Origin of the sequence: Streptomyces sp. NPDC006140 (genome assembly GCF_040628815.1) — a bacterium.
Classification (GTDB): domain Bacteria; phylum Actinomycetota; class Actinomycetes; order Streptomycetales; family Streptomycetaceae; genus Streptomyces.
On sequence record NZ_JBEXTS010000017.1, the window covers coordinates 33,823 to 58,388 of the forward strand.

Annotated in this window: 19 protein-coding genes; 10 read left to right on the forward strand and 9 right to left on the reverse strand. The window is 74.1% G+C overall.

Annotation, left to right across the window (positions count from 1 at the left end; all coding sequences use genetic code 11):
• The first annotated feature begins 85 nt into the window (after positions 1-85).
• A complete protein-coding gene (locus tag ABZ386_RS33985) occupies positions 86-3,379 on the forward strand; it encodes a S8 family serine peptidase (RefSeq protein ID WP_358967416.1) in 3,294 nt (1,097 codons plus the stop codon).
• Positions 3,380-3,433: 54 nt separating this feature from the next.
• Here ABZ386_RS33985 and ABZ386_RS33990 read toward each other — a convergent pair whose 3' ends face one another.
• Positions 3,434-4,354 (reverse strand): hypothetical protein, encoded by a 921-nt coding sequence (locus ABZ386_RS33990; RefSeq protein ID WP_351346396.1) that lies wholly within the window; start codon positions 4,352-4,354, stop codon positions 3,434-3,436.
• 1 nt (position 4,355) lies between these two features.
• Entirely contained in the window at positions 4,356-4,850 is a 495-nt protein-coding gene (locus ABZ386_RS33995; protein ID WP_358967545.1) for a sigma-70 family RNA polymerase sigma factor, read from the reverse strand.
• Positions 4,851-5,340: 490 nt separating this feature from the next.
• On the opposite strand from ABZ386_RS33995, the gene ABZ386_RS34000 reads away from it, so the two are divergent.
• The gene (locus ABZ386_RS34000; RefSeq protein WP_114252569.1) at positions 5,341-6,357 is read left to right on the forward strand and encodes an aspartate-semialdehyde dehydrogenase; all 1,017 of its coding nucleotides are present in this window, start codon (positions 5,341-5,343) and stop codon (positions 6,355-6,357) included.
• On the opposite strand, the gene ABZ386_RS34005 is transcribed toward ABZ386_RS34000, so the two are convergent.
• Both ABZ386_RS34005 and ABZ386_RS34010 read right to left on the reverse strand, forming a co-directional pair.
• Positions 6,354-6,839, reverse strand: coding sequence for a DUF1203 domain-containing protein (locus tag ABZ386_RS34005; protein WP_358967419.1), 486 nt, complete (start codon positions 6,837-6,839; stop codon positions 6,354-6,356). The genes ABZ386_RS34000 and ABZ386_RS34005 overlap by 4 nt on opposite strands.
• 5 nt (positions 6,840-6,844) lie before the next feature.
• Entirely contained in the window at positions 6,845-8,080 is a 1,236-nt protein-coding gene (locus ABZ386_RS34010) for an MFS transporter (RefSeq protein ID WP_358967421.1), read from the reverse strand.
• 96 nt (positions 8,081-8,176) lie between these two features.
• On the opposite strand from ABZ386_RS34010, the gene ABZ386_RS34015 reads away from it, so the two are divergent.
• Together ABZ386_RS34015 and pepN are read left to right on the forward strand one after the other, a co-directional pair.
• Positions 8,177-9,073: a LysR family transcriptional regulator gene (locus tag ABZ386_RS34015; RefSeq protein WP_351346403.1), complete on the forward strand. Its 897-nt coding sequence runs from the start codon at positions 8,177-8,179 to the stop codon at positions 9,071-9,073.
• A 55-nt stretch (positions 9,074-9,128) separates the two neighbouring features.
• Positions 9,129-11,708 carry an aminopeptidase N gene (gene pepN / locus ABZ386_RS34020; protein ID WP_356619649.1) on the forward strand — a complete coding sequence of 860 codons (2,580 nt, stop codon included), beginning with the start codon at positions 9,129-9,131 and terminating at the stop codon, positions 11,706-11,708.
• Between the two features lie 48 nt (positions 11,709-11,756).
• Here the strand turns inward: pepN and ABZ386_RS34025 are convergent, their stop codons facing one another.
• The gene (locus ABZ386_RS34025; RefSeq protein WP_358967424.1) at positions 11,757-12,695 is read right to left on the reverse strand and encodes an EamA family transporter; all 939 of its coding nucleotides are present in this window, start codon (positions 12,693-12,695) and stop codon (positions 11,757-11,759) included.
• A 105-nt stretch (positions 12,696-12,800) separates the two neighbouring features.
• Between ABZ386_RS34025 and ABZ386_RS34030 the strand changes: the two genes are divergently transcribed.
• Positions 12,801-13,310: a MarR family transcriptional regulator gene (locus ABZ386_RS34030; protein ID WP_351346409.1), complete on the forward strand. Its 510-nt coding sequence runs from the start codon at positions 12,801-12,803 to the stop codon at positions 13,308-13,310.
• Between the two features lie 84 nt (positions 13,311-13,394).
• Here the strand turns inward: ABZ386_RS34030 and ABZ386_RS34035 are convergent, their stop codons facing one another.
• Positions 13,395-14,837 (reverse strand): FAD-dependent monooxygenase, encoded by a 1,443-nt coding sequence (locus ABZ386_RS34035; protein ID WP_358967427.1) that lies wholly within the window; start codon positions 14,835-14,837, stop codon positions 13,395-13,397.
• A gap of 272 nt (positions 14,838-15,109) precedes the next feature.
• Between ABZ386_RS34035 and ABZ386_RS34040 the strand changes: the two genes are divergently transcribed.
• Entirely contained in the window at positions 15,110-15,715 is a 606-nt protein-coding gene (locus tag ABZ386_RS34040; RefSeq protein WP_351346413.1) for a TetR family transcriptional regulator, read from the forward strand.
• Positions 15,716-15,879: 164 nt separating this feature from the next.
• Here the strand turns inward: ABZ386_RS34040 and ABZ386_RS34045 are convergent, their stop codons facing one another.
• The 3 genes from ABZ386_RS34045 to ABZ386_RS34055 all read right to left on the reverse strand — a co-directional run bounded on the left by ABZ386_RS34045 (position 15,880) and on the right by ABZ386_RS34055 (position 18,587).
• Positions 15,880-16,167 carry a hypothetical protein gene (locus ABZ386_RS34045; RefSeq protein WP_351346415.1) on the reverse strand — a complete coding sequence of 96 codons (288 nt, stop codon included), beginning with the start codon at positions 16,165-16,167 and terminating at the stop codon, positions 15,880-15,882.
• Positions 16,168-16,229: 62 nt separating this feature from the next.
• Positions 16,230-18,314, reverse strand: a complete 2,085-nt coding sequence (gene malQ / locus ABZ386_RS34050; RefSeq protein ID WP_358967429.1) for a 4-alpha-glucanotransferase — start codon at positions 18,312-18,314, stop codon at positions 16,230-16,232.
• Positions 18,315-18,587 carry a hypothetical protein gene (locus ABZ386_RS34055; RefSeq protein ID WP_351346419.1) on the reverse strand — a complete coding sequence of 91 codons (273 nt, stop codon included), beginning with the start codon at positions 18,585-18,587 and terminating at the stop codon, positions 18,315-18,317.
• A gap of 227 nt (positions 18,588-18,814) precedes the next feature.
• On the opposite strand from ABZ386_RS34055, the gene ABZ386_RS34060 reads away from it, so the two are divergent.
• The 4 genes from ABZ386_RS34060 to ABZ386_RS34075 all read left to right on the forward strand — a co-directional run bounded on the left by ABZ386_RS34060 (position 18,815) and on the right by ABZ386_RS34075 (position 24,528).
• Positions 18,815-21,865 carry a beta-N-acetylglucosaminidase domain-containing protein gene (locus ABZ386_RS34060; protein WP_358967432.1) on the forward strand — a complete coding sequence of 1,017 codons (3,051 nt, stop codon included), beginning with the start codon at positions 18,815-18,817 and terminating at the stop codon, positions 21,863-21,865.
• 88 nt (positions 21,866-21,953) lie between these two features.
• Positions 21,954-22,487, forward strand: a complete 534-nt coding sequence (locus ABZ386_RS34065) for a PadR family transcriptional regulator (RefSeq protein WP_351346423.1) — start codon at positions 21,954-21,956, stop codon at positions 22,485-22,487.
• Positions 22,484-23,170, forward strand: a complete 687-nt coding sequence (locus tag ABZ386_RS34070) for an ABC transporter ATP-binding protein (protein ID WP_351346424.1) — start codon at positions 22,484-22,486, stop codon at positions 23,168-23,170. The genes ABZ386_RS34065 and ABZ386_RS34070 overlap by 4 nt, the downstream gene beginning before the upstream one ends.
• Positions 23,167-24,528, forward strand: a complete 1,362-nt coding sequence (locus tag ABZ386_RS34075; RefSeq protein ID WP_358967435.1) for an FtsX-like permease family protein — start codon at positions 23,167-23,169, stop codon at positions 24,526-24,528. The genes ABZ386_RS34070 and ABZ386_RS34075 overlap by 4 nt, the downstream gene beginning before the upstream one ends.
• The last annotated feature ends 38 nt before the right edge of the window (positions 24,529-24,566 follow it).

Below are 24,566 nucleotides of genomic sequence, written 5' to 3' on the forward strand. Positions count from 1 at the left end.
TCCGGGCTTGCGTTCCGGACGGTCGCGACCAGGACCGATCGGACCCGGTCGCTCCCGCTCGTTCCTTTACCTACAAGGGATGCCGATGACCCTCACCCCCCAGCGTGACCCGATATCGGGCCCGAGACGAGTGGCGCGTATCGCCGTGGCCGCCGGCCTCGTCGCCGCCCTCTCCGCGGCCGGGCCGATCCCCCTGGCCTTCGCCGCCGACGGCCCCGGCTCCGCCGCACCGGCCGACGCCGACGTCAAGTCCGCGCACGCCAAGCTCGGTTCGGACGACGCGGACCTGCTCGCCGAGGCCAAGGCCGACGGCGACAAGAACGTCACGATGATGATCGCCACCGCGCCCGGGCAGACCGAGCAGGTCGCCGGTCAGCTGGACGCGGTCAAGGGCGGCGCGGTCGGCCGGGCCGACGACAAGCTGGGCTACGTCCGCGCCACCGTCCCGACGTCCCGGGCGGACTCGGCCATCGCCGCCGCCGTCAAGCTCCCCTCCGTGCACGGCATCGACCTGCGCGAGGAGATCCCGCTGGACGACCCGACGCCGAGCGCGGACGCCGCCAAGGGCGCCAAGGCCACGGGCGCCTACCCGGCGCCGGGCAGGAGGACCCCGGCGGAGAACCCGTACAACCCGTCCTTCGAGACAGGCGCGGTCGACTTCGTCGAGGACCACCCGAAGGCGGACGGCCGCGGCATCACCATCGGCATCCTCGACTCCGGCGTGGACCTCGGCCACCCGGCGCTGCAGAAGACCACCACCGGCGAGCGGAAGATCGTCGACTGGGTGACGGCGACGGACCCGGTCGTGGACAGCGACAACACCTGGCGCCGGATGGACACCTCCGTCTCGGGCCCCACGTTCACGCACGGCGGCACGACCTGGACGGCGCCCGCGGGCTCCTACCGGATCAGCACCTTCAAGGAGTCGTACACCACCGGCGGTGACGCCGCGGGAGACGCCAACCGCGACGGCGACAAGACCGACGACTGGGGCGTGCTGTACGACCCGGCGGCCGGCACGGTCCGCGTCGACCTCAACGACAACCACGACTTCGGCGACGACACCGCCATGAAGCCGTACCGGGACGGCTTCCAGATCGGGTACTTCGGCACCGACGACCCGAAGACGGACGTCGCCGAGCGGCAGCCGTTCGTCGTGGAGATCCGCAAGGACGTCGTCTACAACGGCGCCGGCGCCAAGGCCGACTTCGTCAACATCGGCGTCATCGAGTCCGAGCACGGCACCCACGTGGCCGGCATCACCGCCGCCAACGGCCTGTTCGGCGGGAAGATGAACGGCGCCGCGCCCGGCGCCAAGCTGGTCTCCTCCCGCGCCTGCACCTGGTCCGGCGGCTGCACCAACGTCGCCCTGACCGAGGGCATGATCGACCTCGTCACCAAGCGCGGCGTCGACATCGTCAACATGTCCATCGGCGGTCTGCCGGCGCTGAACGACGGCAACAACGCGCGCGCCGAGCTGTACACCCGCCTCATCGACACCTACGGCGTCCAGCTGGTGATCTCCGCGGGCAACTCCGGCCCCGGCGCCAACACCATCGGCGACCCGGCCCTGGCCGAGAAGGTCATCTCGGTCGGCGCGTCCGTCTCCAAGGAGACCTGGGCCGCCAACTACGGCTCGGTCGTGGAGAAGAAGTACGCGCTGATGCCGTTCTCCTCGCGCGGCCCGCGTGAGGACGGCGGCTTCACCCCGACCCTGGTCGCCCCGGGTGCCGCGATCAACACGATCCAGACCTGGATGCCGGGCCAGCCGGTCGCCGAGGCGGGCTACACCCTGCCGGCCGGCTACGGCATGCTCCAGGGCACCTCGATGGCCTCCCCGCAGGCCGCCGGCGCCGCCGCGCTGCTGCTGTCCGCCGCGAAGCAGAAGAAGATGGACCTCGCCCCGGCGACCCTGCGCACGGCCCTCACCTCGACCGCCGACCACATCAAGGGTGTGCAGGCGTACGAGGAGGGCGCGGGCCTGATGAACATCGAGGACGCCTGGGACGCCATCCGCGACGGCGCCACCTCCCACGCCTACACGGTCAAGGCGCCGGTCGACACCGCGATGGACGACAAGCTCAAGACGCCCGGCTACGGCACGGGCCTCTACGACCGTGAGGGCGGCCTGAAGGCCGGCCAGAAGAAGACGTACGAGGTCACGATCACCCGTACGTCCGGCGCCGCCAAGGCGATCCGGCACGAGCTGCACTTCGAGAACAACGCGGGCGGCACCTTCCGGATCGTCGGCTCCGACGAGGTGAAGCTGCCGCTGAACAAGCCGGTCACCGTCAAGGTCCAGGCCGCGCCGAAGTCCGCGGGCATCAAGAGCGCGATCCTGGAGGTCGACGACCCGAAGACCGAGGGCATCGACAAGCAGGTCCTGCACACGGTCGTGGTCTCCGCGCCGCTGAAGTACACCTTCACCGCCTCGGACTCGGTGCAGCGCAACAGCTCGCACCACTACTTCGTCACCGTCCCCGAGGGCGCGAAGTCCCTCGAGGTCGCGATGAGCGGGCTGAAGGACAAGAGCCAGACCCGGTTCATCTCCATCCACCCGTACGGTGTCCCGGCCGACCCGACGTCGACGATCAACTGCTACCCGAACTACGCGAACCCGGCCAACACCTGCCGCCCCGACGTGCGTTCCTACGCGAACCCGCAGCCGGGCGTCTGGGAGATCGAGGTCGAGTCGCGCCGTACGTCGCCGCTGCTCGACAACCCGTACAAGCTGGACGTCGCCGTCCTCGGCGCGGCCTTCGACCCGGAGACCGTGACCCTGCCCGAGGCTAAGGTCGGCACCCCGGCCGCCGCCTCCTGGAAGGTGACGAACGGCTTCGCCGCGATCGACGGCAAGCTGGTGGGCGGCCCGCTCGGCTCGGCGAAGACGACCCGCCCGTCGATCAAGGAGGGCGAGACGCAGACCACGACCGTCGAGGTCCCCGCGGGCGCGAAGTCCCTGGACGTCACCATCGGTGGCGTCTCGGACGCGGCCGCCGACCTGGACCTCGCGGTCTACGACGCCTCCGGCACGCTGGCCGGCAGCTCCGCCGACGGCGACTCCGAGGAGTCGGTCTCCCTCCCGTCGCCGGCCGCCGGCACGTACACGATCGAGGTCGTCGGCTACGCGGTGCCGGCCGGCACCACCGCCTACGACTACTACGACGTGTTCTTCGCTCCGAGCCTGGGCAGCGTCGGCGTCGACGGTTCGGCGTCGGTGAAGCTCGGCACGGGCGCGTCGGCCACGGTCTCGGGCAGCGTCACCGCCGCGGCGGCCGCGCCCGAGGGGCGTGAGTTCTTCGGCCAGATCCAGCTGGTCAACGCGCGCGGCACGGTCGCGGGCGTGGGCAGCGTGAAGATCGAGAAGGTCGTGCCGTAACCGGTCACGGCCATCGGTGAGGGCGGGCGTCCGTACGGGCGCCCGCCCTCGCCGCTACTCCTCACACGGGTACGTGCGCGACTCGGGCAGGGCGGCCGTGATCCAGGCCCGTTCGCGGGCGATCTCCTTCTCGTCCGTCGTCCACAGGTCGGGCTCCGCGTGGCCCTGCCGGATGCCGACCAGGACGTGGTCGCCCGGCCGCAGCGGCGGGTCGATCCCGGCGTCCATGGGGAAGACGACCCGGTCCCGGCCCTCGGCGGGCTTGTAGTGGCGGTCCACGTCCACGGTGACACGGTTCCGGCCGGTGCCGGGGACGGCCTCGACCTCGGCGACGGTGCCCTCGACGACGAGCCGGGCGCAGGCGAGGTAGCCGGCGTCGCTGAGCTTGCCCTCCTCGGCCCCGTACCCGGCGCCGCTCTCCGCACGGGCCCCGCTGTCGGCCGCCGAGCTGCTGGCCGTGTCGTTCCCCGCCCCGGCACCGCTCTGCACGACGACCCAGCCCAGGCCCACGACCGCGGCGGCGACCGCGGCCGCGGCGAGGCCGCGCAGGGCCAGAACCAGGGGGCGGGTCCGGGGGCCGGGTCGGGTCCGAGGTCGGGGTCGGGGCCGCACCGACAGCGGCGTCACCGTCGCGCCACCGCCCGACTCCGTCTCGGGCACCGCCTCAGCCGCCGGCACCGCCTCAGGCACCGTCTGCGCCGGCCTCGCGGACGGGTCGGCTCCGGCCTGTTGCGCCAGGGTGTCCCCGATCAGCCCCAGCTGCTCCCGCAGCAGCGCCACGTCCGCGGCAGCCGCGCGGTGAGCGGCCATGAAGCCCGCGTCACGGCGGGCCGCCGACGGCAGGGGATCGCCGACGAGCACGGCCATCAGCGGATCCAGGCCGTCGTACGCGCCACCGTCGTAGACGCCACCGCCGCGCTCGCCACCGTCGTCGCTCCCGGCGTGGTGCCGGTCGTCGTCGTTCCGGGCGGTCATGTCACACCACCTCGTCCTCGTGCAGGCGGGCGCGCAGGGCCCGTACCGCCGTGTGCAGCCTGCTCTTGACCGTGCCCTCCGGGACGCCGAGCTGCTCGGCGATGGACCGGACCGGCAGGTCGGCGTAGAAACGCAGGACCACGACCTGCCGCTGGGCGTCGGGCAGCGCGTCCAGACCCTGGGCGACGGCGACGGAGAGCACGCTCGTGTCCTCGCCGGAGGGGTGGGCCGGCTGCCGCAGGGCGGCCAGCCGCTCCCCGAGCCGCTCCTGGCGGCGCTTGGCCCGGTGCCAGTCCATGGCGAGGTTGGAGGCCACGACCGCCGCCCACGCCGAGACGTCCCGCGGCGCCTCCCGCCCGCTCGCGGCCCGCTCCAGCAGGCGCAGGCGGACCTGCTGTACCCCGTCCGGCAGGTCCGCCTGCGGCACGCCGCCCAGCGCGAGCACCGCCCGCACCCGGCGCTCCTGGGCCGCGTCCAGCGGATCGGCGCCGTTCAGCTGATCGGCGTCGTTGCGCTGATCGGCGTCGTTGCGCTGATCGGCGTCGTTCAGCGGAACAACGTCGCCCGGCGGACCGTCGCCGGCACCGGCACCGGCGTGCGCCTCCTCCCGGCCGCGCCGGGCTCTTCCGCGCAGCAGCACAAGCCACCCCCCTCACCGTGTTTCTCCTACGACGCCGCCACGGCCCGGAACGTTCGGCCGACTTTCCTGCCGGTTCCGCCGAGGCGACAGAGGCGTACGTCACACTTCCGTGTGGCCGAGACTCGACAGGGGCAGGCGAGCTTGCGGCGCGCGACCCCCGCCGGACGAATATCTCCAGCTCAGCGGGGTCGACACCGCAGGTCCGCAACCATGGAGCCGGACACGTCGTCCCACTCCCCGGGCAGTCCCGGGAAAGAAGTGGACAGACGGGCCGTGGTCGGCCGCATGATGGAAAAGCCTCGGCCAAGCAACGAGCACGTGAAGAGACGCAGGAGAGGGAGTCACCGTGAGGGTCGGAATCGTCGGAGCCACCGGACAGGTGGGCACGGTCATGCGCAGGATCCTCAAGGAGCGGAACTTCCCGGTCACGGAGCTGCGCCTGTTCGCCTCGGCCCGCTCGGCGGGGACGGAGCTGGACGGCGTGACGGTGGAGGACGCGGCGACCGCCGACTACACCGGCCTGGACATCGTGCTGTTCTCCGCGGGCGGTGCCACGTCCCGGGCGCTGGCCGAGAAGGTCGCCTCCCAGGGCGCCGTCGTGATCGACAACTCCTCGGCGTGGCGCAAGGACCCGGAGGTCCCGCTGGTCGTCTCCGAGGTGAACCCGCACGCGATCAAGAACCGCCCCAAGGGCATCATCGCCAACCCGAACTGCACGACGATGGCCGCGATGCCGGTCCTGCGCCCGCTGCACGAAGAGGCGGGCCTCGAAGCCCTCGTCGTCGCCACGTACCAGGCGGTGTCCGGCTCCGGCCTCGCGGGCGTGGCCGAGCTGCACGGGCAGACGCAGAAGGTCGTCGCCGACGCGGACCAGCTCACGCACGACGGCGAGGCCGTCGACTTCCCGGAGCCCGGCGTCTACAAGCGCCCCATCGCCTTCAACGTGCTGCCGCTGGCCGGTTCGATCGTCGACGACGGCCTGAACGAGACCGACGAGGAGCAGAAGCTCCGCAACGAGTCCCGCAAGATCCTGGAGATCCCCGAGCTGAAGGTCTCCGGCACCTGCGTGCGCGTCCCGGTCTTCTCCGGCCACTCCCTCCAGGTCAACGCCCGCTTCGCCCGCCCGATCTCCCCGGAGCGCGCGACGGAGCTGCTGAAGGACGCCCCGGGCGTCGAACTCTCCGACATCCCGACCCCCCTCCAGGCCGCCGGCAAGGACCCGTCCTACGTCGGCCGCATCCGCCGCGACGAGACGGTGGACAACGGCCTGGCCCTGTTCGTCTCCAACGACAACCTCCGCAAGGGCGCGGCACTGAACGCCGTACAGATCGCGGAACTGGTGGCGGCGGAGCTGAAGGGCTAGTCCCTGCGCACCTCGTAGAGGAAACACCCGTACTCGACGGCCCGGACGTGGACGAGCGCCACGGACGGGTCGTCGAACGCTTCCGCGAGGGCCTGTTCGAAGGCGGCCGGGCTCTCGACCAGCCGCCCGCCCAGGATGTGCCCCTGTGTGGAGTAGCGGCGCAGTACCCGGTGGGCGTTGGTGAAGGGCAGGGTGCCGTCGGCCGAGGACTCGCAGGGGTCGGCGTGGATGAAGACCGGGCCCTGTTCGTCGTAGGGCCCCGGTTCGGCTCCCGTGGCGGACGCCCAGCGGCGCAGGGGCGCGTAGGAGACCAGGGCGATCCGCTCCCCGGGCTCGCTGCGGCGCAGGCAGCAGCGGAGCGGGGCGTCGCCCTCGGGGTCGGTGAAGGGGGCCGTGGGGCGGCCCGCGTCGTCGGTCGTGCGCAGTTCCTTCAGGGCCTGCGGGTCGATGGGGCGTGGGGTGTATGTCGTCGTCGTCGGCATGTAGATCAGACTCGCTCGCGCGGGGCCGGGTCACCGGCGGGATCCGGACGTCGTGTTCCCGCGCTCAGCGCCGCCGGCAGGGCCAGCAGCGCCAGTGCGCCGCCGACCGCCAGCACCGCCGTCGGCCCCAGCGCGTCCGCCGTGCGGCCGCCCGTGAACGCCCCGAGCGCGATCGCCGTGTTGAAGACCCCCGCGAACAGCGCCGATCCCGCCTCGCGTGCCCGGGGCGCCGCCGCCGACAGCCAGTTCTGGGCGGAGACCGAGACGCCCCCGTAGACCAGGCCCCACAGCACGAGCAGCGCCGTGGCAGCGGTGAGGGAACCGGCCGCCGGGATCAGCAGCAGCACCACCGTGCCGAGCCCGGCCGCGATGGCGGGCAGGGTCCTGCGGGGGTCGCGGGCGGCCAGTGCGCCGCCGGCGAAGGTGCCGGCGACTCCGGCGATGCCGTAGCCGAGGAGGAGGGTGCTGAAGGTGCCCGCGCCGAGGCCCGGGACGCGGTCCAGCACCGGGCGGACGTACGTGTAGGCGGCGAAGTGGCCGGTGACCAGGAGCAGCACGGCCAGCAGTCCGCGCGCCACGCCCGCCGTGCGCAGCAGTCCCGCGAAGGTGCCCGGGCGGACGGGGCTGCCCGGCGGCAGCGGGGGCAGCAGGAGGAACAGGGCCGCCGTCACCGCGAGCGCCAGGGCGGCCAGCGCCGCGAAGGCCCAGCGCCAGCCCGCGAGGGATCCGAGCAGGGTGCCCGCGGGGACGCCGAGCACCGAGGCGACGGCTATCCCGCTGAAGATCAGCGCGGTCGCCCGCCCGGCCCGCTCCGGCGGCATGAGCCGCGCCCCCAGCCCGGCCGCGATCGCCCACACCCCGCCGATGCACACCCCGACCAGGGCGCGCGCGAGCAGCAGGACGGCGAGGTTCGGGGCGAGGGCGCAGAGCAGGTTGGCGGCCGCGAGCAGGAGCAGCAGGACGCACAGCACGGTGCGCCGGTCGGCGCGGCGGACCGCGAGGGGCAGCAGGGGCGCGCTCGCCGCGGCGACGAGGCCGGGCAGGGTGACGGCGAGCCCGGCCGTGCCGGCGGAGACGTGCAGGCCGGCGCCGAGCGGGGTGAGCAGGCCGACCGGGAGCATCTCGGTCGTGACGACGGCGAAGGTGGCGGCGGCGAGGGCCAGGACAGCGGACCAGGGGCGGGAAGATGATGAGGCGGCGTCGGTCCCCTGCGGGACCGTCGCGGACGTCGTGGAAGGCATGCCTCCACCCTTTTGCGGCGCCCGCCCGGGAACAACGGCGAAGTCCTCACCCTTCCATGAGCGGGACTGATCGATCCGAACGGGAGGGAAACCGCCGTGGCGGGGCTGGAGTTGCGTGAGCTGGAGTGCTTCCTGGTCCTGGCCGAGGAGCTGCACTTCGGCCGGACGGGTGAGCGGCTGTACGTCTCGCAGAGCCGGGTGAGCCAGTTGGTGAGCGCGCTGGAGCGCCGGGTGGGCGGCCGGCTGGTGCACCGCACCAGCCGCCGGGTCGCCCTGACCCCGCTCGGCGAACGGTTCGTGCAGCGGCTGCGCCCGGCGTACGGCGGACTGCGGGAGGCCGTGGAGGACGCGCGGGCGGCGGCCCGGGGTGTCGAGGGCGCCCTGCGGATCGGCTTCCAGGGGACGGCGGACGCCGGGCTGGCGGCGGCGGTTCGGGCCTTCCGGTCGGCGCACCCCGGGTGCGCCACGGACCTGGTGGAGATCCCGCTCGCCGACCCCTTCGGCGGGGTGCGGGACGGCGCGGTGGACGCGGCGGTCGTGCTGCTCCCGGTGCGGGAGCCGGACCTGGTGCTGGGGCCGGTGTTCTCGCGGCGGCCGCAGACGGTGGCGGTCGCCCGGGACCACCCTTTCGCGTCCCGTGCGGCGGTGTCGGCGGCGGAGGTCGCGGAAACACCGCTGGTCACGGCCGGTCCCCCGGCGCCGGCGTACTGGCGGGGCGCCCACGCCCCGTCCGCCGTCCCGGGCCCTGCGGTCAGCACCCTCCAGGAGGGGCTGACCCAGGTCGCCGCCGGGCGCGCGGGGATGCTGCTGTGCCGTCCCACGGCCTCCTACCACCGGCGTGAGGACGTGGCGTTCGTACCGGTGGAGGGCGTTCCGGAGTCCGCGCTCGGGCTGGTGTGGCACCGGGACGGGGAGTCGGCGGCGGTACGGGCCTTCGCCCGGACACTCGCCACCCGAGGGGTATCCCTAGGAGACGCCCAGGTCGTCGCCTGACGCCCGGCCGCCGTGGAAAGATGGCGCAACCCACCCATAACGAGGAGATGACCGCGTGCCTGGCACAAACCTGACCCGCGAAGAGGCGCAGCAGCGGGCGAAGCTGCTCGCCGTTGACTCGTACGAGATCGAACTCGACCTCTCCGGCGCGCAGGAGGGCGGCACCTACCGGTCCGTGACCACGGTGCGCTTCGACGTCACGGCGGACAACGGCGCCGAGTCGTTCATCGACCTGGTCGCGCCGACCGTGCACGAGGTGACGCTGAACGGGGACTCGCTCGACCCCGCCGAGGTCTTCGCGGACTCCCGGATCGCCCTGCCCGGCCTGCTGAAGGGCCGCAACATCCTCCGGGTGGTCGCCGACTGCGCGTACACCAACACCGGTGAGGGTCTGCACCGCTTCGTCGACCCGGTCGACGACCAGGCCTACCTCTACACCCAGTTCGAGGTGCCGGACGCCCGCCGGGTGTTCGCGAGCTTCGAGCAGCCGGACCTGAAGGCGACCTTCCAGTTCACCGTGAAGGCGCCGGAGGGCTGGACCGTCATCTCCAACTCGCCCACCCCCGAGCCCCAGGACAGCGTCTGGGTCTTCGAGCCGACCCCGCGCATCTCCACGTACGTCACGGCGCTCATCGTCGGCCCGTACCACTCGGTGCACAGCGTGTACGAGAAGGACGGCCAGTCCGTCCCGCTCGGCATCTACTGCCGGCCCTCCCTCGCCGAGTACCTGGACTCGGACGCCCTGTTCGAGGTGACCCGGCAGGGCTTCGAGTGGTTCCAGGAGAAGTTCGACTACCCGTACCCGTTCAAGAAGTACGACCAGCTGTTCGTACCGGAGTTCAACGCGGGCGCGATGGAGAACGCGGGCGCGGTGACCATCCGCGACCAGTACGTGTTCCGCTCGAAGGTGACGGACGCGGCGTACGAGACGCGCGCGGAGACCGTGCTGCACGAGCTGGCCCACATGTGGTTCGGCGACCTCGTGACCATGGAGTGGTGGAACGACCTGTGGCTGAACGAGTCGTTCGCCACGTACACCTCGATCGCCTGCCAGGCCGCCGCGCCCGGCTCGCGCTGGCCGCACTCGTGGACGACGTTCGCGAACTCGATGAAGACCTGGGCGTACCGGCAGGACCAGCTGCCGTCCACGCACCCGATCATGGCGGACATCCGCGACCTGGACGACGTGCTCGTCAACTTCGACGGCATCACGTACGCCAAGGGCGCCTCGGTGCTGAAACAGCTCGTCGCCTATGTGGGCGAGGACGAGTTCTTCCGGGGCGTGCAGGCCTACTTCAAGGCGCACGCCTACGGCAACACGCGCCTGTCCGACCTGCTGGGCGCGCTGGAGGAGACCTCCGGCCGCGACCTGAAGACCTGGTCGAAGCAGTGGCTGGAGACGGCCGGCATCAACGTGCTGCGCCCGGAGATCGAGACGGACGCGAACGGCGTCGTCACCTCCTTCGCCATCCGCCAGGAGGCCCCGGCCCTGCCCGCCGGCGCGAAGGGCGAGCCCACGCTGCGCCCGCACCGCATCGCCGTCGGCCTGTACGAACTCGACGACGACAGCGGCAAGTTGCTCCGCGACGAGCGCATCGAGCTGGACGTCGACGGGGAACTGACCGCCGTCCCGCAGCTCGTCGGCAAGCGCCGCCCGGCCGTGGTCCTGCTCAACGACGACGACCTGTCGTACGCGAAGGTCCGCCTGGACGAGCAGTCGCTGGCGTTCGTCACGGAGCACCTCGGCGACTTCGAGTCCTCCCTGCCCCGCGCCCTGTGCTGGGCGTCGGCCTGGGACATGACCCGCGACGCGGAGCTGGCGACCCGCGACTACCTCTCGCTGGTGCTGTCCGGCATCGGCAAGGAGTCCGACATCGGTGTCGTGCAGTCGCTCCAGCGCCAGGTGAAGCTGGCCATCGACCTGTACGCCGACCCGGCCGCCCGCGAGGCGCTGCTGGCCCGCTGGACCGACGCCACGCTGGCCCACCTGCGGGCGGCGGCGCCGGGCAGCGACCACCAGCTGGCGTGGGCGCGGGCGTTCGCGGCGACGGCCCGCACGCCCGAGCAGCTGGACCTGCTGGACGCGCTGCTGGAGGGCTCGCAGACGATCGAGGGCCTGGTCGTCGACACGGAGCTGCGGTGGACGTTCGTGCAGCGGCTCGCGGCGGTCGGCCGGTTCGACGAGACGGAGATCGCGGGCGAGTACGAGCGGGACAAGACGGCCGCCGGTGAGCGTCACGCGGCCACGGCCCGCGCGGCCCGTCCGACGCCGGAGGCCAAGGCGGAGGCGTGGGCGTCGGTCATCGACTCCGACAAGCTGCCGAACGCCGTGCAGGAGGCGGTCATCGGCGGTTTCGTCCAGACCGACCAGCGCGAGCTGCTCGCCCCGTACGCGGACCGCTACTTCGAGGTGGTCAAGGACATCTGGGAGTCCCGCTCCCATGAGATGGCCCAGCAGATCGCGGTCGGCCTCTACCCGACCGTGCAGGTCTCCCAGGAGACCCTGGACAAGACGGACGCCTGGCTGGACTCCGCCGAGCCGAACGCGGCCCTGCGGCGCCTGGTCTCGGAGTCGCGGGCCGGTGTGGAGCGCGCGCTGCGGGCGCAGCGGGCGGACGCGGCGACCGGGCAGTAGCCCGACGGCTTCCCCAGGGGCGCCCGGTACACCCGGGCGCCCCTTCGTCTACCGTCGCAGCGCCCCGTCCGTGACGTCCGACGCGTCCTTGCGAGCGGGCTTTCCAGGGACACGGAACGTACGCGCCGCGCGCGGCGTGACGAACTGCCCCGCCACCGTCGCCCCGAGGGCCAGCCCCATGCCCACCAGCTGCACCGGCGTCAGCGCCTGCCCCAGCGCCGCCCAGCCGACCACGGCCGCGGTCAGCGGCGAGAGCGGGCCGAGGAAGGTGACCTGCGTGGCGGTCAGACGGCCGATGCCGCGGAACCACAGCCAGTACGCGACCGCCGTGTTGGCGACGGCGAGGTAGAGGTAGCCGCCGACCGCCCGGCCGTCCAGCGCGGGCGGCGCGCCCTCGACCAGGAGGGCGAGGGGCGCGATGAGCAGGCCGCCCGCGGTCAGCTGCCAGCCGGTGAGGGCCAGCGGGCCGACGCCCTCGGGACGCCCCCACCGCTGGGTGAGCACGGTCCCGGCCGACATCGAGGCGGTGGCGGCGAGGGCCGCCAGCAGTCCCAGCGCGTCCAGCGCCCCGGCCGCCCGCAGCACGACCAGGCTGACGCCGAACGCGGCCGCGACCCCGGTGAGCAGCGTGCGCGCCGACGGCCGCTGTCCGAGCAGCACCGCCGAGAGGCCTGCCACGAAGAGCGGACCGGCCGAGCTGACGACCGCCGCGAGCCCCCCGGGCAGCCGGTACGCGGAGAGGAACAGCATCGGGAAGAAGGCGCCGATGTTCAGCGCGCCCAGCACCGCCGCCTTCCACCACCAGGCACCGCGCGGCAGCACCCGGGCGAGGGCGAGCAGCAGCAGACCGGCGGGCAGGGCCCGCATCAGGGCGGTGAACAGGGGGCGGTCGGCCGGGAGGAACTCGGTGGTGACCGCGTAGGTCGTGCCCCAGGACACGGGTGCGAGGGCGGTGAGGGCGATCAGAGCGGGGCGGGACGCGGCCATGGGAAGCACCCTTCGGGTAGGTCAGTGGAAAGTAGCTTAGCGCTAAGCAACTTTCAGTCAAGCTACTTTCTTGCGGGTGACCGAGGGGGCACCGATACTCGTGCCATGAGCGAACGCCCGGAGCAGCGCAAGGACCCCGTCGACGCGATCATCGAGCAGTGGGCGAAGGTCCGGCCCGACCTGGACACCACCGCCATGGAGGTCTTCGGCCGGGTCAACCGCATCTCGCACGCGATGGCGGACCGGGCGACGAAGGCGTACGCGTCGTTCGGCATCTCCCGCGGGGAGTTCGACGTCCTGGCCACCCTGCGCCGCTCCGGAGAGCCCTACACGCTCTCGCCCCGGCAGCTCTCCGCGACGCTGATGCTCACGACCGGCGGCATGACCGGCCGCCTGGACAAGCTGGAGCGCGCGGGCCTGCTGCGCCGCTCCCCCGACCCGCACGACCGCCGCGGTCTGCACGTCACCCTCACCGACAAGGGCCTGGCCCTGGTCGACGAGGCGGTCGCCGCGGGCCTCGCGGCGCAGACCGAGGCCCTGTCGGCGCTGGACACCGAACAGGCCGGCCAACTGGCCGGCCTGCTGCGCGAGTTGCTCCGGTCCGCGGAGGGATAGCAGCGCCCGCCGCAGGAACGGCGCCCACCGTCGTGGAGCCGCACCCGGCCGGGGAGGCGCGCCCGGCCGGGGAGGCGCGCCGTCTCACCCCACGTGCGCGGCGAGGGCCGTCTCGACCGTCCGCTCGTCCGCCGACTCCGCCGCCCACGCCACATACCCGTCCGGCCGCACCAGCACGGTCGTACGACGGTCGCTGGCCCAGCGTTCGACGGCCAGCCGGTCCTTGCGCTCGGCCCGCGTCTCGAACTCCTCCGGGGTGATCAGCACGAACCGGCCACCGCGCTGGGCCTCGTGCAGACGCGTACCGCCGGCCAGGGCGACGTCGGGCGCCCGCCGGCCGGTGAAGCGGTGGGCGCCCCGGGGCGCGGGGTAGCGGTAGCCGATGCCGGTGACCTGGCCGAGCGCCTTGCGCCGCACCGGGCCCACGGTGTCGACCACGGAGGCGGCGGCCGTGCGCAGGGCGATCGTCCAGGGCCGCTTGGCCATGGCGGCACGCACGATGCCGCCACTGCTCAGCAGCACCGCCCGGCCGACGGGGTGGCGCTCGGCCTGGTAGCTGTCGAGGAGGGCGTCGTCCGCGTGCCCCTTGAGGACGGCGGCCAGCTTCCAGCTCAGGTTGGCCGCGTCCTGGAGGCCGGTGTTCATGCCCTGGGCGCCGGCCGGGGTGTGGACGTGCGCGGCGTCCCCGGCGAGGAAGACCCGGCCCGCGCGGTAGGCCGGGGCCTGGCGCTCGTCGCTGTGGAAGCGGGACATCCAGCGGGGGTCGTGCATACCGAAGTCCCGACCGAGGGCGCGCCGGGTGGTCGCCTTGATCTCGTCGAGGCCGACGGGCGCGTCGTCGGGGAGTTCACGCCCCCCGTCCCAGCAGATGACGCGGTGGTAGCCGTCGCCGAAGGGGACGAGGAAGGCGAAAGCGTCGCCGACGGCGTTGAAGGTGAGCAGTTCGCCGGGCTGCTCGGCGACCCGTACGTCCGCGAGCATGAGGGAGCGGATCACCGAGCGGCCGGGGAAGGGCAGCCCGACCGCGTTCCGCACGGTGCTGCGCATCCCGTCGGCCCCGACGACGTACGCCGCCCGCAGCGACTCCGTACCGCCCCCGGGCCCCCGGACCTCGACCGTCACGCCCTCGGCGTCCTGCGTCAGCCCGGTCACCTCGGTCTCGTGACGGAACCGCGCCCCGGCCTCGGCCGCCCGCCGCTCCAGCACCTCCTCCACCTCGTACTGCGGGAGGACCAGGATGTGGTTGAACCGCGAGGGCAGCGCGGTCAGGTCGAGGGAGAGGCGGCCGTAGAGGCGGAACCGGGCGAGCCGCCGGCCCACCCGCTCCAGTTCGTCGGCCATCCCCCGGGCGTCGAACTGCTCCAGGGTGCGGGCGTGCAGGACGAAGGCGCGGGAGAGGTTGCTGATCCGGTGCGGGCGCTTCTCGACGACGGTGACGGGGACTCCGGCGGTGGCGAGGTCGCCGGCGAGGAGCAGACCGGTGGGGCCGGAGCCGACGACGATCACGGAGCGGGTGGTGCCGTTCATCAGGGCCTCCCTGGGGCCAACGTACGTTGGTCAACACGCGTGGGCCAACAGCTGGTTGCCAACGGCGGGTGCGGGCGGGCGGTTTGCCAATGGTAGTTGGTTGCCGACAGCCGACTTGCCAACAGCCGGTTGCCAACGCTCGGTTACCAACAGCCGGTTACCAACAGCCGGTTGCCAACAACTGTTTGCCAACGCTCGTTGACCAACGTACGGCGCCCACCGGGCCGCGTCAACGGTTGTTGGCCCACGAGTGTTGTCCTACGCTCGCCAACATGCCCGACAGCACGTCAGCCAGCAGCAGCCCCCCGGCCCCCGCCCCGGCCCCCGCCCGGCGTTCCGACGCCACCCGCGCCGCCATCCTCGACGCCGCCCGCGAGCGTTTCGCGTCCGACGGGTACGAGCGGGCCACCATCCGCGCCATCGCCCGGGACGCGAAGATCGACCCGTCGATGGTGATGCGCTACTACGGCAGCAAGGAGGGCCTGTTCGCGGCGGCCGTCGCCGTGGACATCAGGCTGCCCGACCTGGGCACGCTGCCCCGGCAGGAGGTCGGCCGCGTCCTCGTGGCGCACTTCCTCGACCAGTGGGAGGGCAACGAGGTGCTCACCGCCCTGCTCCGGGTCGGTGCCGGCAGCCAGGCCGGGGCCGAGCGCATGCAGGGCGTCTTCCGCGACCAGGTGATGCCGGTCGCCCGCCGGGTGTGCCCCGATCCCGAGCAGACCGCGACGCGCGCCGCGCTCACCGCCGCGCAGCTGCTGGGGCTGGCCCTGACCCGGTACGTCCTGCGGTTCCCGCCTGCCGTGGCACTGACCCGCGAGGAGATCGTGGCGTGGCTGGCACCCACCGTGCAGCGCTATCTGACGGCCCCGCACCCTTAGGAGCGACGGCGCGAAGGCGCGCATGGCGAAGGGATGGAAGCGGGAGGGGGCGAAAAGACGAAGGCGCCGCCTGCGGCACACGTACGGCGAAATCACACGTACGTACGCTGCGGACGACGCCCTCGGAAAGCCCTGCGGCGGTCCGGGCGACGCGAAGCCCCGCGTCAGGCCTTCGCGTCGGCCTTTTCGCCGGACTTGGTGCTGATGTTGGAGCTGGTCGGGTCCTTCTTCTTGTGCGACTTGTCGCCGATCATCACCAGTCCGGCGATGACCAGGTACAGCACGATCGGGGCCACGACGAACAGGCCCAGCGTCTCGATGACGCTCAGGCCCGGGCCGGGGTCGTCACCGTCGTCGCGGGTGAGCGCACTCGCGGGGGACGACATGAGCAGCATCATCAGCGTCGTACCGGCTGCCAGGGCGCCGGCGCGCAGGGCGTTCTTCTTGTCCACGGTGTCAAAGTATCCAACGCCGACCGGGGACGCGCGTCCGGGGTGCCGTAAGGAGCCCGGCGTCAGGTGCCGGCGTCTCTGAGCACCTCCATCAGCGCGTGCAGCCGCGGCGAGGCGGCGAGGTCCTCCAGTGTCACGGGGCGCCCCTGCGCGTCGGCGATCGGCAGGCGCCAGTTCGGGTACTGGTCCCAGGTCCCCGGGAGGTTCTGCGGGCGGCGGTCGCCGACGCCGTCCGGGAGCCAGACGCCGACCATGCGGGCCGGGGTGCGCAGCAGGAAGCGGTGGACGGCCTGGATCTCGGCCTCCTCCGAGGAGGTGTCGGTGCCGCCGCCGGTGCCGTGCAGCAGGCCGAGTTCGGAGAGCAGGGACAGCCACTCGGCCGTGTCGGCGGCGGCCTCGGCGCGTTCCGTCTCCAGCGGGCGGGTCAGCAGGCCGAGGCTGTCGCGGAGCTCGACGTGCTCGCCGGTGAGGCGGGCGGCGGTGGAGGGCAGGTCGTGGGTGGTGGCGGTGGCGAGGCAGTCGGCGCGCCAGCTCTCGGGGGGCAGGGGGCGGCCGTCGCCCTCCCAGTCGCGTTCGAACCACAGGACGGACGTGCCGAGCACGCCGCGCTCGCGCAGGGCCTCGCGGACGCCGGGTTCGACGGTGCCGAGGTCCTCGCCGATGACCAGGGCCCCGGCCCGGGAGGCCTCCAGGACGAGGACGGCGAGCATGGCCTCGGCGTCGTAGCGGACGTAGGTGCCCTCGGTGGGCGGGTGGCCCTGGGGGACCCACCAGAGGCGGAACAGGCCCATGACGTGGTCGATGCGCATGGCTCCGGCGTAGCGGAACAGGGCGCGCAGCAGCTCGCGGAAGGGGGCGTAGCCGGACTCGGCGAGGCGGTCGGGGCGCCAGGGGGGCAGGCCCCAGTCCTGGCCGCGGGCGTTGAAGGCGTCCGGTGGGGCGCCGACGGACATGCCGGCGGCGAAGTACTCCTGCTGCGCCCAGGCGTCGGCGCCGCCGGGGTGGACGCCGACGGCGAGGTCGTGCACGATCCCGACCGGCATCCCGGCCTCGCGGCCGGCGCGCTGGGCGGCGGTCAGCTGGGTGTCGGTGAGCCAGGCGAGCCGGGACCAGAAGTCGACGCGGTCCATGAGGCCGTTGCGGGCGCGGGTGGTGTCGGCGGAGCGGGGGTCGCGCAGGCCGGTCGGCCAGCGGTGCCAGTCGGAGCCGTGCACCTCGGCGAGCGCGCACCAGGTGGCGTGGTCCTCCAGGGCCTGGCCCTGCTCGGCGAGGAAGTCGCAGTAGGCGGCGCGTCTGCCGGGGCCGAGGGGGACGGCGTGGAGCAGTTCCAGCGCCTCCCGCTTGAGCTCCCACACGGCGTCCCGGTCGATCAGGGCGCCCTTCTCCAGTACGGCGGCGCGCAGCCGGCCGGATCTCTCCAGCAGCGCGCGCAGCCGCTCGGGGTCCTCGGCGTACGCGGTCTCGGGGACGTCCTCGATCCGCAGGTGGACGGGGTCGGGGAAGCGGCGTGAGGAGGGGCGGTAGGGGGAGGGGTCGGTGGGGGCGCCGGGGACGGCCGCGTGCAGCGGGTTGACCTGGACGAATCCGGCGCCGAGGGACCGGCCGGCCCAGCCGGCCAGTTCGGCGAGGTCGCCGAGGTCGCCCATGCCCCAGGAGCGGCGGGACAGCAGGGAGTAGAGCTGGACGAGGAGTCCGTAGGAGCGTCCGGTGGGGGTGGGCAGGCGGGGCGGGGCGACGATCAGGTGGGCGTCCGCGGTGCGGCCGTCGGGGGCGGTGGCGGTCAGCCGGTGGACGCCGGGCGGGAGTTGCTCCGCCGAGGCGCGCGTCTCGCCCTGCTCGGTGTCGATGCGCAGCCGGCTGCCCTCGGGGAGTGCGGCGAGGGCGGCCGGGGGGCTGCCGCCCCAGCCGACGACGGTCGGCGGCAGCAGCCTCGCGGCCTGTTCCCGCTCGCGGGCGGCGAGCGCGGCGCGGACGGCGCCGGGCGTGCTCGCGTCCACGCCGAGGGCGGCCAGGGTCAGGGTGACCGCGGTGGCCGAGGCCGCGACCGTGCGGTCCGGGGACGGGCTGTAGGACGTGGCCACGCCGTGCAGGGCGGCGAGGCGGGACAGGTCCTCGGAGGGTGCGTCGGCCGGCCGGGGTGCGGTCATCTAGGGCCTCGTGAAGTCCGGGACGAAGGCCGGGGGCTCGCTGGTGAGGGGGGCGGCTTCGGCGAGCGGCGGCTCGCTGGTGAGGGGTTCGGCGTCGGGCAGCGGGGGCTCGCTGGTCAGCGGGGGCTCGGTGCAGGTGCTCTCGGAGCTGAAGACGCAGTAGTGGGGGTCGTCGTAGGGGGATTCGTCGTAGTGGGGGTCGTCGAGGTCGGCGGACGGGTCCGCCACGGGTTTGGACGGGGCCGGGAGCGGAAGGAAAGTCATCGCAGCCACGGGGGCCTCCTTGTCGGGTACGGCATTCGACGGGTTATCGCAGCCCTACCCAGTCGACGCGAAGGCAGACGCCCTGGGCCGAACATCGTGCTTCTGCTCACATTTCACTCCCCTCCGCTCTGACCATATTCCGTCGAATCCGGTCAGAGCGGCCACTCTCGTTGACACTCTCACCGGCCGGGTGGTGGGCTCGTTCTCCTGGTCGAACACCTGTGGAGGGGGGGCCTGTGGGACTGCGGCGTGGGAAGCGGGCGGCTGCCCTGGCGGTCGCCGTCGTCGCCGGCAGCCTCGGCGCCCCGCCCGCGGCGGTGGCGGCACCGCCGGCTCCCGGTACGGCCACCGCGCCGACCGCGCCGACATCCGACACGGCCGGGGCGGCGGGCCTCGCGGTGTGGCCGCGCCCGCAGTCCCTGCGGGCGAACGGCGCCCCGGTCGCGGTGCCGGACGAGGTCGCCCTGGTCGCGGACGCGCGGGCGGACCGTCCGGCCGTCGAGGCCCTGCGCGAGCTGCTGCGGCAGGCCGGGGCCCGCCGCATCACGGACTCCGCGGCGCCCGGGGCCCTGCTCGTCCGGGCGCGGACGGAACCCGTGCGCCCCGGCGACCGCCACGCGCTCCCCTCCGGCGGGTACGAGCTGTCCGTGGGCCCGGGCGGCGTCAGCCTCACCGGCACCGGCGAGGACGGCCTGTTCCACGCCGTGCAGACGCTGCGCCGGCTGCTGCGCCCCGACGGCACGATCACGGCGGCCGTCGTACGGGACTGGCCCGGCACCGCCGTACGCGGCATCACGGAGGGCTTCTACGGCACCGCGTGGACGCACCGGCAGCGGCTGGCGCAGCTCGACTTCATGGGCCGCACCAAGCAGAACCGCTACCTGTACGCCCCCGGCGACGACCTCTACCGGCAGGCCCGCTGGCGCGAGCCGTACCCGGCGGAGCAGCGGGCCGGGTTCCGGGAGCTGGCCGAGCGGGCGCGCCGCAACCACGTCACGCTCGGCTGGGCGGTGGCCCCGGGGCAGGCGATGTGCTTCGCGTCGGACGCCGACGTGCGGGCGCTGACGCGGAAACTGGACGCGATGTGGGCGCTGGGGTTCCGGGCCTTCCAGCTCCAGTTCCAGGACGTCAGCTACAGCGAGTGGCACTGCGAGGCGGACGCCGAGCGGTTCGGCTCCGGCCCGGAGGCGGCCGCGCGGGCGCAGGCCCGGGTGGCGAACGCGGTGGCCCGGCACCTGGCGGACCGGCATCCCGGGGCGGCCGGGCTGTCCCTGATGCCGACCGAGTACTACGAGGACGGCACGACCGACTACCGGCGGGCGCTGGCGGGCGCGCTGGCCGAGGGGGCCGAGGTGGCGTGGACGGGCGTCGGGGTGGTGCCGCGCACCATCACGGGCCGTGAACTGGCCGCCGCGCGGGAGGCGTTCCGGCACCCGCTGGTCACGATGGACAACTACCCGGTCAACGACTACGACCCGGGCCGCATCTTCCTCGGCCCGTACCGGGGCCGGGAGCCGGCCGTGGCGACCGGTTCGGCCGCCCTGCTCGCCAACGCGATGCAGCAGCCGGAGGCGTCCCGCATCCCGCTGTTCACCGCCGCGGACTTCGCCTGGAACCCGCGCGGCTACCGGCCGGGCGAGTCCTGGCGGGCCGCGATCGCCGACCTCGCGGGCGGGGACCGGCGCCGCGAACAGGCCCTGGCCGCGCTCGCCGGCAACGACGCGTCGTCGGTGCTGGACGAGCAGGAGTCGGCGTATCTGCGCCCGCTGACCGAGGCGTACTGGCAGGCCCGCACGGCGGGCGGCACCGGCGGGGACGACACCGCCGCGCGCCGGCTGCGCGAGGCCTTCACGGTGCTGCGCGAGCTGCCCCGGCGGCTGTCGGGCACGGCCCTGGCCAGGGAGGTCGGCCCCTGGGCGGGGCAGCTGGCGCGGTACGGCGAGGCGGGCGCGACCGCGCTCGACATGCTGGACGCGCAGCGCGCCGGGGACGCGGCGGCGGCCTGGACGGCGTACCGCGGGCTCGGCGGTCTGCGGGCCCGGCTGGAGTCGGCCCGGGTCGAGGTCGGTGGGGACGTGCTCGACCCGTTCCTGCAGCGGGCGCAGAAGTCGTACGCCGCCTGGGCGGGCATCGACCACGAGCCGCTCCGCGACCCCGGCGACGGCCGCACGCTGCGCTTCCCGCACCCCCGTTCCCTGACCGCCGTGACGATCCTGACCGATCCCGGCACGGAGGGCACCGCCGAGGTCCACGTACCCGGCCGGGGCTGGCAGCCCCTCGGCCACCTGTCCCCCTCCGGCGCCAGCGAACTGCGCCCGCGCACCACGCCCGGACGGGACCCCGACCGGGAGACGACGGAGCCGGGCGCTGGCGGGAAGCCCGGCCGATCGACGACGGAACCGGACACGGGCGGGAAACCCGGCCGATCGACGACGGAACCGGACACGGGTGGGAACCCCGGGCCGGAGCAGGAGCGGCGGGGCGCCGGTGGGGCCGGTGCGAGCCGGGTCGTGGTGGACGCCGTGCGGGTCGTCGGGGCCGCCCCGTCCCGTGTGCGGCATCTCGTTCCGTGGTTCGCGGACTCCCCGGCCGCCTCCCTGGAGCTGACGCGCGACCGCGTGGACGCCGAGACCGGCCGGGTCCGGCGGCTGACGGCCGGGCTCGGCTCGCTGCGTCCGGCCGACGCCCGCGGCCGGCTCACCGTCGAGGCACCCGAGGGCGTCCGGGTCCGGGTGCCGAGCACCGAGGTGACCGTGCCCCGTGGCACGACCGTGGAGGTCCCGGTCGAGGTGACCGTGCCCCGCGGCACGCCGATGCGGTCGTACGACGTCCGGCTGCGCTTCGCGGACGCGACCCGCACGCTCACCGTCCGCGCCTTCCCGCCCACCGGCGGCCCCGACCTGGCCCGCACCGGCACCGCCCGCTCCTCGGGCGACGAGACGCCCGACTTCCCGGCGTCGGCGGCGAACGACGGCGACCCGGACACGCGCTGGTCCTCCCCGGTCGACGACGGCGCCTGGTGGCAGGTCGAGCTGCCCCGCCCGGCACGCCTCGGACGGGTGGTGCTGCGCTGGCAGGACGCCCACCCCTCGGCGTACCGGGTCCAGGTCTCGCCGGACGGCCGCCGCTGGCGCACGGCCGCCGCGGTACGGGACGGCCGGGGCGGTCGCGAGAGCGTCCGCATGGACGAGCGCGACGTGCGCTTCGTACGGGTGCAGGGCGAGAAGCGGGCCACGCCGTACGGGTACTCGCTGTGGTCGGCGGAGGCGTACGCCGTCACGGAGTGAATCCCCGGCCGCCGGATCGGCCATCTCCCCATACGTTCTCGCCGCTCGCTATGTACTCAGTACATACACTGAGTACATAATGCTCGGCATGAGCACCCGCCACATCCTGCTGGGCCTGCTCGCCACGGGTCCGAGCCACGGCTACGACCTCAAGCGACGCCACGACGAACGCTTCCCGCAGGCCCGCCCGCTGGCCTACGGGCAGGTCTACACGACCCTCCAACGCCTCGTCCGGGACGGCCTCGCCGAGATCGAGGGCACCGACTCGGACGGCGGCCCGGAGCGGACGAGGTACCGCGCGACGGACCAGGGGACGAGCGAACTGTCCCGCTGGGCCGCCGAGATCGCCCCGCCCGCGCCCTTCGTGACGAACGAGATCTTCGCCAAGGTCGTCGTCGCGATCCTCACGGGCGGCGACCCGGCCGCGTACCTGAGCGCCCAGCGCGCAGCCCACATGGAGCGGATGCGGGAGCTCACGGCGGTCAAGGCCGCCAGGAGCGCCGACCTGGCGACCGTGCTCTCGGCGGACTACGCCCTCAACCATCTCGACGCCGACCTCCGCTGGATGACCACCACAGCGGCCCGGCTCACCACCCTGACCGCGGAGGTCGACGCAGCATGACCAGACCTGTGCCTGTTCTCACGGCCAGCGGCCTCACCAAGGCGCACGGCAGGACGACCGCCCTGCGCGGCGCGTCGCTCGAGCTGGGCGCCGGCGAGATCCTCGCCGTGACCGGCCCGAGCGGCAGCGGGAAGTCGACGCTGCTGCACTGCCTGGCCGGGATCGTACGCCCGGACGAGGGCTCGGTGACCTACGACGGCCGGCGCCTGGAGGACCTGCCCGAGAAGCGGCTGAGCGAGCTGCGCCGCACCGAGTTCGGCGTGGTGTTCCAGTTCGGGCAGCTCATCCCCGAGCTGACGGCCCTGGACAACGTCGCCCTGCCGCTGCTGCTGGCCGGCACCGACCGGGCCGGGGCCCGGGAGCGGGCCGGCGAGTGGCTGGAGCGGTTCGGGGTGCGCGGCCAGCAGGACCTGCGGCCGGGCGAGATGAGCGGCGGCCAGGCCCAGCGGGCCGCACTGGCCCGGGCCCTGGTCACCGGCCCGCGGGTCGTCTTCGCCGACGAGCCGACGGGCGCGCTGGACTCCCTGGCGAGCGAGCAGGTCATGACGGCCCTGGTGCACACGGCCCGCGAGGCGGGCGCGGCGGTCCTGCTGATCACCCACGACGCGCAGGTGGCGGCGTACGCGGACCGCGAGGTGCGGCTCAGCGACGGGACCGTGGCCGGGCTGGAGGTGACCGCATGAGATCCGACCTCCGTCTCGCCCTGGAGCTGATCCGCGGCTCCGACCGCCGGGAGTGGTGGCGGATCGCGCTCACCGTGACCGGCGCGGCGCTCGCGACCGGCTTCGCGCTCGGGGCCGTCGTACTGGCCTCCCTGCGGGGCGGTCACCAGGTGCCCGTGGGCCACGGCCTGCTGGACGAGCCCGGTACACGCTCCGGTGTGATCGTCAGCCTGCTGCTCCTGCTCATCCCGGTGCTGGGCTTCCTCGGCCAGTGCACCCGCATCGGCGCCGTGCACCGCGACCGGCGGCTGGCCGGGCTGCGGCTGGCCGGGGCGACGCCCTGGCAGGTGCGGCGGATCGCGGCACTGGAGACCGGGCTGGCCTGCCTGCTGGGCTCGGCGGTCGCCACCGTCTGCTCGGTGGTGCTCCTGCTGCGCCTGTGGGGCGAGCCGACCGTCCTCGCCTGGGCGGGCGTCGCGGCGGTCTCCGTCGGGGTGCCGGTGCTGGGCGCGGCGACGGGCGCGCTGGCCCTGCGCCGTGTGGTGGCCTCGCCCCTCGGCTGGGTGCGCCGGGTGCGGCCGCGCAGCGGACGGGGCCCGGGGCTGCTGTTCCTGGGCGCGATGCTGCTGGTGGCGGCCCTGGCGCTCGGCGCCGTGCTCAGCACCTCCACCTCCCCCGGCCGGCCGGGCACGGATCACTGGCGGACGCCGCTGCTGGTGTTCGGCTTGATCATCGCGGTGGGCGCGGGCGCGGTGTGGCTCGCCGGGGTCACGGCGGGGCTCACGGGGCGGCTGCTGGCGCCCCGGGCCCGGTCGGCGGCGACGCTGATCGCGGCGGAACGGCTGCGCGACGACCCGTGGGCGGCGGCCCGTACGCATGCGGCGGTGCTGCTGGTGACCATCGTGGGAGCCGTCTTCACGGGCGTCCGGCAGGTGCTCCTGAACGTGGTGAACTCGGACAGGCAGCTGAGCGAGAGCACGTCCTACTACACCACCGGCCTCGACCTGACGGCCACCGCCATCGCGGTCGGTCTCCTCATCACCCTGTCCGGTCTCGCCGTCGGCACCGCCGAGTCCCTGGCCACCCGCCGCCGCGGCCTGGCCGCACAGGCCGCCGCCGGGGTGCCGCACGCGGTGCTCGGCCGGGCGCTGCTGCTGGAGACCGCGCTGCCGCTGGCACCGGCGGTGCTGCTCGCGGGCGCCGGGGGCGCGGCACTCGGCACCGGATACGCCAGGCTCGCCGATGGCGGGCATTGGCCCACACCATGGGTGGCGCTCCTGGTCCCCGTGGTGGTCTACGCCGCCTGCCTGCTGGCCGCCGCCACCGCGCTGCCCCTGCTGCGCCGCTCGGTGCGCCCCGGGGAGCTGCGGTACGCCTGAGCGCGCTCCGCATGACGGGCCGGCCCGGGGGAACGGGG